Below are 12,112 nucleotides of genomic sequence, written 5' to 3'. Positions count from 1 at the left end.
GCTCAGTCGGTGGCCAGCGGGGCGGTCTTGGCCTCGAGGACACGGATCAGATCCCGTGGGTCCAGACCCAGACTGATTCCGCGCTTGCCGCCGGAGACCATGATGGTGTCGAACTCCAGGGCGCCTTGGTCGAGTACGGTCAGGTGTCGGGTGCGTTGGCCGAAGGGGGAAATGCCGCCCAGGACGTATCCGCTCTCTCGTTCGGCCTGGGCCTTGTCGGCCATGCGGGCCTTCTTGGCGCCCACGGCCGCCGCCAGGTGTTTGAGGTTCAGGTGGCCGGTCACCGGCACAATGCCGATGACCCGCTCCTTGCCCGTGTCGGCCATCAGGGTCTTGTAGACCGTGCGCGGGTCCAGGCCCAGCTTTTTGGCGGCCTCGATGCCGTATCCCTGGTCCATGTGGTCGGCGCTGTGATGGTATTCGTGGATGGTGAAGGGCACCCCCAGACGCTCCAGCTGGGCCATGGCCGGGGTCGCGGCATCCGAGTCCGCCCGCTTCTTCTTGCTCATGACTCCATGCTAAGGTACTGACCGTTTGGGTAGGCTGAGGGGTGTCTTTGGCGCCATTGCGCGGAAAGGGTAGTCCATGACCGCTGTCAATGCCTGGCTGCTCGATGCGGTGACGGGCGGCTGGGGGCTGGCCGTGCTCTTTCTGGCTGCCTTTCTGGATGCGTTGATCATTCCCATACCCACGGAACTCATGGTCTTGGCCACGGCTTCGGCCTTTCGGGCCTCGGGACGACCTCTGCCCATCCAGGTCTTTCTGGTATGCGCCCTGGCCTTCGCTGGCGGCGATGCCTGCACCTATGGGCTGGGGCGGCTGGTCCCGCTGAATCGTCTGGCCGTCTTCCGGGGCGCCGCAGGCAAGGCGGTAACCACATGGGCCCATCGTGCCCTGCTGCAGGGAGGCGGATTCTTCACGCTGGCCTCGCGCTTCGTGCCCTCGGGCCGGACCGTGGTCAATCTGACTGCCGGGGCGGCGAGGTATCCGCTGAACCGTTACCTGCCCCTGGCTGCCCTGGCCGGACTGCTCTGGTCGATGTATATGTGGACCCTGGGGTATCTGGCCTCCTCCTGGCTGAAGAACAACCCACTGGCTGTCATGGCTATCGGTTTTCTGACGGGCATGGTCGTCGGACTGGTCTGCGACCTGGCTATGCGGGCGCTCACCCGGAGGCGCTGATGATAAGCAAGGGGCCCGCCCCCGTAGGGAACGGACCCCGTAATCAGTATGGCCGGAAGAACCGGCCGGATGCTCAGTCGCCCAACTCAGCGAAGTAGAGCAGGGTGCGGATCATGTTGCTGGTGAAGCCGTACTCGTTGTCGTAGAAGGCAACGGTGCGGACCAGCTGGTCGTCACCGTAGGTGTTGACATCGGTCTGCGTGGGATCGAAGATGCCACCGTGGGTGTCGCCGATCACGTCGGAGGAGACGATGCCCTCGTCGTTGTAACCGAAGTAGTCCTTGCCCTCGAAGGCCTTCTTGGCGGCGTCGTTGATCTCGTCGACGGTGACCTTCTTGTCCAGGACGCAGGTCAGCTCGGTGACAGAGCCGGAGGGAACAGCAACGCGCTGTGCATGGCCCTGCAGCTTGCCGTCAACGGAGGGAACGACCTTGCCGATGGCCTTGGCGGCGCCGGTGGAGTGTTCGATGGTGTTGATGGCGGCAGCGCGGGTATTGCGCGGCTTGTTGCCCTTGGGGCCGTCCAGCAGCATCTGGGAGCCGGTGTAGGCGTGGATGGTGGTCATGTAGCCGATGCGGATGCCGAAGTTGTCATCCAGCATCTTGACCATGGCGGCCAGGGAGCCGGTGGTGCAGGAGCCGGCGGAGATGATCTTGTCGGAGGGCTTCAGGGTCTCCTGGTTGACGCCGTAGACCACGGTGGGTGTGGTGTCGTCCTTGGCGGGGGCCGAGATCAGGACCTTCTTGGCTCCGGCGTTCAGGTGGGCCTGGGCCTTCTCGGCCGAGGTGTAGAAGCCGGTGCACTCCAGCACGTAGTCCACGCCGTCGTTCTTGACCCAGGGGATGTTGTTGGCGTCCTTCTCGGCGTAGACCGGAATCTCCTTGCCGTCCACCACAATGGCGGTGTCGGTGGAGGTGACCGAGACATTGGTGCCGTCGTCGTGACGGAAGGTGCCCTGGGTGCTGTCGTACTTGAGCAGATAGGCCAGAATGGCCGGGGTGGTCAGATCGTTGATGGCGGCAACCTCGATGTTGGAGGCGTCACCGCCACGGGCCTGGAGCTCAAAGATGCGCCGGAAGGCCAGACGACCGATACGTCCGAATCCGTTGATGCCAATCTTTACTGTCATTCAATTCTCCCTTGGAGATTGGCCGTATACAGCACAAAAATTACCGGACCGTATATGGCCGATTACTGATAACATCTCACAGTTTATAGAACCCTGTGTACTTATAGCAAGCGATAACGCGGGTTCTGCCAAGGAAAAAACGAACAAAAAAATTGGTAGGTTCTGTTGTTTGTTTGCGCAACAAAACGATCATGAATTGTGAGAATTTTCGTTCGTATCGGCCAGCCAATCCTCCCACTGCTGCTGACGGAATCCGACCAGGACATGCCGGCCATCCAGCAGGATGGGACGCTTGACCAGCATGCCGTCGGTGGACAGCAGCTGCAGAGCCTGCTCCGTGTCCATCTGCGGCAGCCGTTTGCTTAAGCCCTGGCTGCGATAGGCCTGGCCCGAGGTATTGAAGAATCGTCGGACGGGCAGGCCGCTCATGTCAAGCCAGGCGGTCAGTTCCTCCTGGGTGGGGCGGTCCTCCTTGATGTCGCGCTCGGTGAAGTCCACATTGTGGTCGCGCAGCCAGGTGCGGGCCTTGGCGCAGGTTGAGCAGCGGCTGTAGCAGATGAAGAGCGGGTGCTGGGCTGTAGGTGATGCTGTCATAGTTTTTCCTTTCCAAGTCGGTTTTCAAAGTCAAAATGGGGCTCAGGCCAGCCGACGGGAGGGCCGGGTCTCCAAGGAGCCCAGGTCGGCCCTGGGTTCCAGGCTGGTGCTCCAGGCCGGCTGAGGCGCCGAGGTGGGGTAGGTGACGAAAACTGTTCCCTGTTTCAGGGCTATGTGGGCCGGTCTGCCAGGCAGGAACTCGTTGCTGACGCCGGTCACCTGCTGGTTGGTCATGGTCATGCCATCCGTCTGGTATTTGAGGCCCTGCTCGACCACGCCCAGAGCCTGGTCGTCGGCGGCCAGGACGGAGATCATGGACCTGGGCGGGCAGTCCCAGGCGGGGAAGTCCAGGCTTCCAGGGCCGAGGGCCGTGACCAGCATTCCCCTTCCCCAGAGTTCGGCCCGGCCTCCGCTGGCCGCGATCAGATGGATCAGGTTCAGGTTGGCCAGCGTGTGGTCTATGCGTCCGCCCAGGCCACCATATATAAGGAATCGCCGGCAACCGCGCTGCCAGCCCACCTTGACTGCAGCCAGCAGGTCTGTGTCGTCCTTTTCGGCAGGCAGGACGCGGCGGGGGATGTCCGTGCGCAGCTTCCGGCTGCCGGCGGGCAGGGAGTCGAAGTCGCCGACGACCAGATCGGGCTCGTCCCCGTGCTCCAGGGCCGGCTCCAGTCCTCCGTCCGCTGCGATGACCAGGGCCTGTCCGCCGCGAACCACCTCTTCGCCAAAGTACTGTCCGGCGCCCCAGATCCGGCAGAGCCGCGCCTGGACAGTCTCGCCCGACTGACCGTCATCCTGCATACGATTCTTCTTTCTGCGATCGTCCCTTGAAGGCGCCTCCATCATCCCAGACCAGCCAGACTGACCAGGAAGGTCAGCCACCCCTGCACCAAGGCCATGTAGGTCAGGGTGCCGCAGGCGATGCTGACCATCATGTTCCGCCAGCGCAGGTGGACCAGGGCTGTGACCAGCAGAGCCAGAGCCTCGTAGAGCCCGTGGTCGCCTCCGACCAGGTTGGTGTGCCTCAACGAATAGACCACCAGCAGCCCCATGACGGCGGCGGGCAGCAGACCTCCCAGCCTGGTCACCAGGGCCGGCGGCCGACGTCCCTCCGGCCAGATGAAGAAGGGCAGGAATCTGGTGGCCATGGTTCCCAGGACCACAATGCCTATGGTGATCAGTTGCTGCGTGGTGGTCATGAGGCCTCCCTTTGGCTGTGGAAGTCCAAGAGGATGAAGATGGCCAGGATGACCACCATGGACGGGATGATGAACCGGTCGGGTCCGAAGATCAGCAGGCAGGCCAGGGAGGCCAGCAGACCAGTCAGGGCCGGCAGGCGGGCCTCGGCCTGCCGCCACTGCTCCAGAAAGAGGACCAGGAACATGGCGGTCAGCACGAAATCCAGCCCCCGGGTGTCGAAGTTGGCCAGGTTGCCCAGCACAGCGCCCAGGGTGGCGCCGCCCACCCAGTAGATCTGGTCGAGCAGGGTGACGAAGAAGAGGTACCAGCCCTTGTCGGTCCCGGCCGGGTGGGGATCGGCGGACTCCAGGGCGAAGGTCTCGTCGCACATGCCGAAGATCAGGTAGGGCTTCTTCCGGCCCGTCCCGCGAAAGACCGGCAGCATGGCCAGGCCGTAGAAGAGGTGGCGGGCATTGACCATCAGGGTCAGCATCAGCGCGCCCCAGGGATTGAAGGTGGACATGAGCAGGTCCACGGTCACGAACTCCATGGAACCGGCGTAGATCAGGGCGCTCATGGCCAGCGGGTAGATCACCGGGAAGCCCCGGCTGGTCATCAGAAAGCCGTAGGAGATCCCCAGCACCAGGAATCCGGCCATGATGGGCAGGGTCCGTGGGAAGGCCGCAGCCAAGGAGCCCAGGATGGTCCCGGAGGACCTCGCATCTTCGTCAGCGTCTTTTTGCGCTTGCTGCATGACCCGCCTCCTGACTTCGTTTTGGGGAATGGTCAGCAATGATAATCCCCTCTCGCGCCGCAGGGATAGGCCGGTCGACAATGTGAGAAGGCTGTCAAGACGGGACGGGAGCGGAATAGGCGCTCTCCCGCTCCTGTTGAACCTAGCGATAGGCACCGGTATGTGAGGAGGAATCATGGACAAGAACAAGATTTCGACCAACAACCCGGCCACGGTCGTCCTGGCAGGGGGATGCTTCTGGGGCATCGAACGGTTCTTCCAGGAGGTGGACGGGATCATCGATACCCAGGTGGGATACGCCCAGTCCACAGTGCCCGACCCCAGCTATGAGCAGGTCTGCAGCGGTGTCACCGACGCCGTGGAAAGCGTTCGGCTGACCTATGATCCCCAGACGGTCAGCCTGCGGACCCTGACCCTGCTTCTGCTGGATCTGATCGATCCCTTCTCGGTGGATCGGCAGGGCAACGACCGGGGCAGGCAGTACCGCAGCGGCCTCTACTGGCATCCTGAGGATCGCGAGCAGGAGGAGCCCGTCTTCCGCCGCGCCCTGGATGAGCTGGAGCGCAGGACTGGCCGTCATCCCGCTGTGCAGGTGGAAGCCCTGATCAACTTTTATCCGGCGGAGGAGTCCCACCAGGACTATCTGCTCAAGAACCCCGGCGGATACTGCCACATCCCTCTGGAGGCCATCGCCAACGCCGCCTCCCGCCAGCGCTACATCGAGCGCATCTGGTCCCTGGACCCCGAAAGCTACGAGGTCACCCAGCACTCGGCCACCGAGCGGCCCTTCGCCAACGCCTACGACGGGGAGTTCCGCCCGGGCATCTATGTGGACGTGGTCAGCGGGCAGCCGCTCTTCTCCTCGGCGGACAAGTACGACTCGGGCTGCGGCTGGCCGGCATTCACCAAGCCCATCGATCCCGACCTGCTGGTCAACCGCAAGGATTACAAGCTGCTGGGCCGGCCCCGGATCGAGGTCCGCACGGCACAGACCGGCATCCATCTGGGACACGTCTTCGACGACGGTCCTGCCGACCGTGGCGGGCAGCGCTACTGCATGAACTCCGCCGCCCTGCGGTTTGTGCCGCGGGACCGGATGGAGGAGGAGGGCTACGGCGACTACCTGCCCTTGGTGGACCAAGTCACCCGTTGACCGTTCTGCCTCCAGTGACACGCCGGAGCTTCTCACCCATGGGGTTCCGGCGCAGTCCACGCATGAGGCCCCTCTGTTTCCTGTTGCCCTTTTGGGCTATTGTGGACTGCTGGTGGATCGATAAGGAGTCATGCCAATGTGCGGAATTGCTGGGTTCGTCAACGACACCTCTGCCGAGGAAAAAACGGCCGTGCTCAAGCGGATGACGGACATCATCGCCCACCGAGGCCCCGACAACGAGGGGCATTTCGTCGATGAGCGGGTGGCCCTGGGCTTTCGGCGCCTGAGCATCATCGACCTGCAGGGCGGCGACCAGCCCATCTTCAACGAGGACTCCTCCATGGCCATCACCATGAACGGGGAGATCTACAACTACCGTGAACTGCGCCGCCAGCTGATCGACCTGGGCCACACTTTCTCCACCGAGTCCGACACCGAGGTCATCCTGCACGGCTACGAGCAGTGGGGCCACCAGGTGGTCAACCGCCTGCGCGGCATGTTCGCCTTCGTCATCTGGGACCGCGGCCGCGGCGAGCTCTTCGGGGCCCGGGACCACTTCGGCATCAAGCCCTTCTATTACGCCCGGATGGGCGGCACATTCATGTACGCCTCGGAGATCAAGAGCCTCCTGCAGCATCCGGACTTCCACAAGGAGCTCAACACCCAGGCCCTGCGTCCCTACATGACTTTCCAGTACCCGGCGCTCCCCGAGACCTTCTTCAAGGGTGTATTCAAGCTTCCCGAGGGCCATTGGTTCACCTTCCGGGACGGGAAGATGGACATCCACCAGTATTACGACCCGGCCTTTGGGGAGAGCAAGCAGGATCTGCAGGACCTGGTCGACTCCATCGACCAGACCGTCCAGGATTCGGTCAAGGCCCACCAGGTGGCCGATGTGGAGGTGGGTTCCTTCCTCTCCTCCGGGGTGGACTCCAGCTATGTCGCAGCCCTGGCACGCCCCCGGCACACCTATTCGATCGGCTTCGGCAAGGGGACCTACAACGAGTCCGACCAGGCTGGCGAGCTGGCCTCCATACTCAAGCTCAACAACACCACCGAGTCCCTGGACGGCGACCAGGCCTTCAGCTACTTCCCGCAGATCCAGTGGTACATGGACGAGCCGGACTCCAACCCCTCCTGCGTGCCGCTCTTCTTCCTTTCCGAGCTGGCCAGCCGAGACCTGCGCGTGGTCCTGAGCGGGGAGGGCGCCGACGAGCTCTTCGCCGGCTACATAGACTACGGCGTGCATACGCGCTCGCGGATCATCAAGGATGTCACCCGTCTCCTGGGCCGACTGCCCCGCAAGGCCCGGTATGCCATCGGACGCTGGGCCAAGGGCAAGCACTTCCACGGGGCCTGGCACCTGTACGCCAACCTGGCCCCCGCCGAGGAGAGCTTCATCGGCCAGGCCAAGGTCTTCGACGAGGACGAGGCCGGCAGACTGCTCAAGCCGGCCTACCGCAAGGCTCCCCGTGTCTCTGAGATCACTGGGCGAATCTACGCCCGGCTCAAGGGGCGCAGCCTGTCCGAGCTTAAGAAGAAGCAGTACCTGGACATGCATCAGTGGATGCCCGGGGACATCCTGCTCAAGGCCGACAAGATGACCATGGCCCACTCCCTGGAGCTGCGTGTGCCCCTGCTGGACCGCAAGCTGATGGATGTGGCCGAGAAGGTGCCGACCAAATACCTGATCACTGATCAGAACACCAAGTTCGCCTTCCGCAAGGCTGCCGACCGCCATATTCCCCGGGAGTGGTCCGCCAGGGAGAAGCTGGGCTTCCCCGTGCCCATCCGGGACTGGCTGCATCAGGAGCGTTACTACCGGCTGGTCCGCAGCATGTTCGAGCAGGAATGGGTCTCCGAGTTCTTCGACCAGAAGGCCTTGCTGCGCATGCTGGACGACAATTACGCCAAGCGCAACGACGCCCGCCGCAAGATCTGGACCGTCTACTCCTTCCTGACCTGGTATGACGTCTACTTCATCCACGACGGAACCAAGCCGGAGCTTCAAGATCTCGGAAAATAACGCGGTACCCTTGAAACAGCTTCACAGAGCTGGATAAGGGGGTACCCTCCATGGCTTTACGCCCTGATGTTGCCAGAAGCAGGATGGCGGATGCCGCCGAACTCTATTGGGTGCACGGCATGAAAGTTGCAGCCGTGGCAAGAGAGCTTGATGTGTCCACGTCAACTGTCTCGCGTCTGCTGTCTGAGGCGAAACGTCGCCACATCATCGAGTTCACCGTCAATCGGCAGGAGGACTCGGCGCTCGAGCTGAGGCATCATCTTGAGGAGGAGTTCCATATCCATGCAGTTGTTGTGGGTACTGGTGAGATATTGGATGCTACCAGGCGGAGGGTTGCCGTAGGAGATGCCGCTCAATCGCAGATTTGGAAGATGGTCAATTCCGATACGGTCATCGGGGTGGCGTGGGGCAGGACTATAGAATCTCTCTCCCTTCAGCTGATACCCAAGCATCTATCGGGTGTTGAGATTCTGCAGCTTCATGGTTTCGGGAATACACTTTCCTTCGGCGAAAATTATTTTACCCAGATCCTCACTCGCTTTGGCACCGCATATGACGCTCAAGTTCATTTGTTCCCCGCCCCTGCAATCTTCGATTCCAGTGAAACTCGTGAGATGATGTGGAAGGAGACCAGCATTCGTCAGATGCTGGAATTGCGGCGTTCCTTGGATCTGATCATAACCTCTGTCGGCACTCCGTATGGGGCCACGCCCAGCCCCTTGTTTAGTCCGGGAGTGCTGTCCCGTCATGATCGAGAAGAGCTTAAACGTGAGCATGTAGTGGGGGATGTGACCTCCACCTTCTACCGCAGCGACGGCAGCATGCGTGATTTGGCCATCAATAAAAGGTCGACCGGGCTGAGCCGAGAGGAATTGCTCAGGGTGCCGACTCGTCTGTTCATCGTAGCCGATGAAAACAAGGTTCAAGCCTTGACTACGGCTCTTAATGCCGGCTTGGTTACTCACCTGGTCATCGACCAGACGACGGCAGCACATCTGGTCCGGCAGTAGGCGATAGTTCTCCACACACAAATACAGACGTGCATCGCGGCATGGTCTGAATTGTGGTGGATTTTATAGACTGATCAACCTGTTCTTTGCAGGACTATGCCCAAATGCTTGGCTGTTTATACAGCATCTTGTTTCATTTATCCGATACCAATAAATACCTGATAAATGAAAATATTCCCACAAATATATGGTATTTCATGCTGAATATCACCATTAATGCATAAAGCATTCGCTTTCGATGGGTATTTTTGCTATCACTGAAAGTACCGCAAGGGATGGCGATGTCCTGAAGCGGATCTCAAAAAACAGAAGAGCCCAGTGTCATGCTCCTGGGCTCACCAACTTTGCGGGTGAAGAGCTCGAGGACAGAGAGGACTGCGCACGATGGCGTGTCGGATTGATGATGTCGGTGAATTCGCAACGGAATCGATCAGAGGATTCGTCCAGGCCAATCCTGGGTATGTCAAGGCATGCCCGGGTGGCGTGATTCGTTCTACACGCTCCAGGAATGATCAGGTTGCGCTGGTAATCGGCGGAGGCATGGGGCACTATCCGGCATTCGCGGGACTCGTGGGGCCGGGCATGGCTCATGCGGCCGTGCAGGGCAATATTTTCGCATCTCCATCCGCCAGGCAGGTTGTTGACGTTTGCCGTCGAGCCGATCAAGGGCGAGGCATAATCCTCATCTTCGGCAACTACGAGGGGGATCGGTTGAATTTCAACCAGGCTGCACGCACGCTTCGTGCCGAGGGCCATGATGTGCGGGTTCTGCCGGTTACTGATGATCTGTATTCCGCCCCTCCGGATCGAATCCAGGAACGCCGAGGCATAGCGGGTGATATGGCGGTTTTCAAAATCGCCGGAGCCGCTTGTGCGACGGGAATGGACCTGGATTCTGTGGAAGCCTTGGCTATACGTGCTAATGCTTGCACACGCAGCTTGGGTGTGGCATTTTCCGGATGCACGCTGCCCGGGTCGGACAAACCACTGTTCAGTGTCCCTGAAGGCCGTATGTCGCTAGGGCTCGGCATTCATGGGGAGCCTGGAATCGGTCAAACAGATCGGCCTACTATCGATGGTTTGGCGGATCTGCTGGTCCGACGCCTCATGGATGAAAGACCCGAGGATCGTCAAATGCATGGGGCGCATGTGGCTCCCATTCTTAACGGCTTGGGCGCTCTTAAGTCTGATGAGCTCTTTGCCGTATACGATGCTGTCCAACGACATCTGTCACAGCTGGGTCTGCGATTGATCCAACCTCTGGTGGGGGAGTTTTGCACCAGTTTTGATATGAGCGGATTGTCGCTTTCCTTGTGCTGGCTGGATGAGGAATTGGAGCCCCTTTGGTGTGCTTCCGCAGAGACGCCGGCTTTGCATTTGGGTAATCATGTAGATTCCAGCCAGACTGATATAGATGCCCAAGTGTCCGCGCAGGAGGACGGTCCGACCGAAAAAGAAGAGCAGGCCACTCCGGAGTCAAAACAGGCTGCTCAAAGCCTGGCCAGAATCATGCACACTGTGATGCAATGCGTTAACGACAACGTGGATTATCTGGGACGAATAGATGCGGTGGCGGGTGACGGGGATCATGGACTCGGCATGCAGCGCGGTGCTGAAGCAGCATCAAAAGCTGCAGATGAAGCAATAGCAACTGGGTCCGGTTGCCGAACTGCATTGAAGCAAGCGGCTGAAGCCTGGGCCGATAAGGCAGGCGGCACGTCAGGAGCGCTCTGGGGTGAATTGCTGACATCCCTGGCAGGTCATCTCTCCGATTCATCGAGACCTGGCAAGGAGGAGATTGCTGAGGGCTGGCGCGACGCTGACAAGCAGCTTATGGAGTTTGGCGGGGCGAAACCGGGAGACAAGACCATGATCGATGCCGTGCATCCTTTTGTGCAAGCTTTTACCAGCGGCGGGGATTCGCTGGCAAACACTTGGAGTCATGCTGCAGAAGTTGCTCGCCATGGGGCTGAGGAGACAGCCGATATGCTGCCCAAGAAGGGTCGCGCGAAAGCCCATGGCAGCAAGGATCTGGGTACCCCAGACCCAGGAGCGGTCTCATTCGCCATGATTGTCCAAGCTGTAAGTCCCGTATTGAACGATTTGGCCAGCCAAGAACAGCGCAATGCCGACAAGGTGGTGCTCTCATGAGTGTGGCCGTGACCGATAAGCCAGTGATTGCCACCTGCCTGAATGGAGCGCCTCTGCAAGGAGCGGATGGTAGATCGATGACCAAGGCCGACCCAAGCGATTGGGCCAAGGTTTTCACAGCGATAGCAGGCGCCGGTTTCCATTACGCCGAACTCTCGGATGCTTGGATCAGGCCGGCGGATATGACTCCTGCAAGGAGGCATGAATTGGTGGAGACTGCACACAGCTGCGGGGTTGAATTGCCCTCCTTGCATGTGCAGCGCGCCAGCGTCATTCAGCCGGGAATCGGGCAGAACAATCTGGCTTATGCGCATGCCAGCATTGACGCTGCGGCAGAGATGGGTATGAAAATCTTTTCAACCGGACTGCATCAGCCCCTGAATTCCTCACAGCGCAAGGCCTTTTGGTTCTGGTTGGGGCAAGGTCCGGTGGATCCGCCTGACGACCCTGAGCGCTGGCAGACCGCGGTACGCAGAATCAGAGAGCTGGGCCAGCATGCTAATGACGCAGGAATGGTCATGTCTTTGGAGATGTACGAGGACACCTATCTGGGTCGCGCTGACTCCGCCGTCCGTTTCGTATCCGAAGTAGGCCTGCCCAACGTGGGCCTCAATCCTGACGTGGGCAACCTGGTCCGCCTGCACCGGCGTATCGATGATTGGCGCGAAACCTATCGGAAGACGCTTCCATATGCGGTTTACTGGCATCTGAAGAACTATCAGCGCGACGAAGCCCCTGACGGTTCCTGGCATGTTGCTATACCCGCAACCTTGCGTGACGGCATCATCGATTACCGTTGGGCGGTTCATTATGCCCAAAGCTGCGGGTACCAGGGCATGTTCATCTGTGAGCACTACGGAGGCGATGTTCTGTCCGTCTGCGCTCACAACGCTGAATACCTGCAGAAACTGCTTTCCCGGCCGTGACCTTCGAA

At 60.4% G+C, this 12,112-nt stretch carries 12 protein-coding genes; 6 read left to right on the top strand and 6 right to left on the bottom strand.

Annotation, left to right across the window (positions count from 1 at the left end):
• Positions 1 to 2: 2 nt before the first annotated feature.
• Entirely contained in the window at positions 3 to 509 is a 507-nt protein-coding gene (ybaK, locus tag AC0AII_RS06055; RefSeq protein ID WP_490446482.1) for a Cys-tRNA(Pro) deacylase, read from the bottom strand.
• 76 nt (positions 510 to 585) lie between these two features.
• Between ybaK and AC0AII_RS06050 the strand changes: the two genes are divergently transcribed.
• Positions 586 to 1,182, top strand: a complete 597-nt coding sequence (locus AC0AII_RS06050) for a DedA family protein (protein WP_024627173.1) — start codon at positions 586 to 588, stop codon at positions 1,180 to 1,182.
• A gap of 73 nt (positions 1,183 to 1,255) precedes the next feature.
• Here the strand turns inward: AC0AII_RS06050 and gap are convergent, their stop codons facing one another.
• The 5 genes from gap to AC0AII_RS06025 all read right to left on the bottom strand — a co-directional run bounded on the left by gap (position 1,256) and on the right by AC0AII_RS06025 (position 4,838).
• The gene (gap, locus tag AC0AII_RS06045) at positions 1,256 to 2,311 is read right to left on the bottom strand and encodes a type I glyceraldehyde-3-phosphate dehydrogenase (protein WP_198189493.1); all 1,056 of its coding nucleotides are present in this window, start codon (positions 2,309 to 2,311) and stop codon (positions 1,256 to 1,258) included.
• A 189-nt stretch (positions 2,312 to 2,500) separates the two neighbouring features.
• The gene (locus tag AC0AII_RS06040; protein ID WP_490446481.1) at positions 2,501 to 2,905 is read right to left on the bottom strand and encodes an arsenate reductase family protein; all 405 of its coding nucleotides are present in this window, start codon (positions 2,903 to 2,905) and stop codon (positions 2,501 to 2,503) included.
• 42 nt (positions 2,906 to 2,947) lie between these two features.
• Complete coding sequence (locus AC0AII_RS06035; RefSeq protein WP_490446480.1) at positions 2,948 to 3,706, bottom strand: thiamine diphosphokinase; 759 nt, start codon at positions 3,704 to 3,706, stop codon at positions 2,948 to 2,950.
• A gap of 41 nt (positions 3,707 to 3,747) precedes the next feature.
• Positions 3,748 to 4,104: a branched-chain amino acid transporter permease gene (locus AC0AII_RS06030; RefSeq protein ID WP_101432165.1), complete on the bottom strand. Its 357-nt coding sequence runs from the start codon at positions 4,102 to 4,104 to the stop codon at positions 3,748 to 3,750.
• Positions 4,101 to 4,838, bottom strand: coding sequence for an AzlC family ABC transporter permease (locus tag AC0AII_RS06025; RefSeq protein WP_490446479.1), 738 nt, complete (start codon positions 4,836 to 4,838; stop codon positions 4,101 to 4,103). The genes AC0AII_RS06030 and AC0AII_RS06025 overlap by 4 nt, the downstream gene beginning before the upstream one ends.
• A gap of 175 nt (positions 4,839 to 5,013) precedes the next feature.
• On the opposite strand from AC0AII_RS06025, the gene msrB reads away from it, so the two are divergent.
• From msrB to AC0AII_RS06000, 5 genes are all read left to right on the top strand, one after another.
• Positions 5,014 to 5,991, top strand: a complete 978-nt coding sequence (msrB, locus tag AC0AII_RS06020; protein ID WP_101432166.1) for a peptide-methionine (R)-S-oxide reductase MsrB — start codon at positions 5,014 to 5,016, stop codon at positions 5,989 to 5,991.
• A 136-nt stretch (positions 5,992 to 6,127) separates the two neighbouring features.
• Positions 6,128 to 8,017, top strand: coding sequence for an asparagine synthase (glutamine-hydrolyzing) (gene asnB / locus AC0AII_RS06015; protein WP_490446478.1), 1,890 nt, complete (start codon positions 6,128 to 6,130; stop codon positions 8,015 to 8,017).
• A 50-nt stretch (positions 8,018 to 8,067) separates the two neighbouring features.
• Positions 8,068 to 9,027 carry a sugar-binding transcriptional regulator gene (locus AC0AII_RS06010; protein WP_229133055.1) on the top strand — a complete coding sequence of 320 codons (960 nt, stop codon included), beginning with the start codon at positions 8,068 to 8,070 and terminating at the stop codon, positions 9,025 to 9,027.
• Between the two features lie 384 nt (positions 9,028 to 9,411).
• A complete protein-coding gene (locus AC0AII_RS06005; RefSeq protein WP_490446477.1) occupies positions 9,412 to 11,178 on the top strand; it encodes a dihydroxyacetone kinase family protein in 1,767 nt (588 codons plus the stop codon).
• Positions 11,175 to 12,104, top strand: a complete 930-nt coding sequence (locus AC0AII_RS06000; RefSeq protein WP_490446476.1) for a sugar phosphate isomerase/epimerase family protein — start codon at positions 11,175 to 11,177, stop codon at positions 12,102 to 12,104. Before AC0AII_RS06005 ends, AC0AII_RS06000 begins: the two co-directional genes overlap by 4 nt.
• Positions 12,105 to 12,112 lie beyond the last annotated feature (8 nt).

The sequence above is a fragment of the Bifidobacterium sp. VU/mBH4 (B4) genome, from assembly GCF_058199535.1.
Note: the sequence above shows the minus strand (reverse complement) of the source record. Positions and strands in the feature narration are given on the sequence as shown.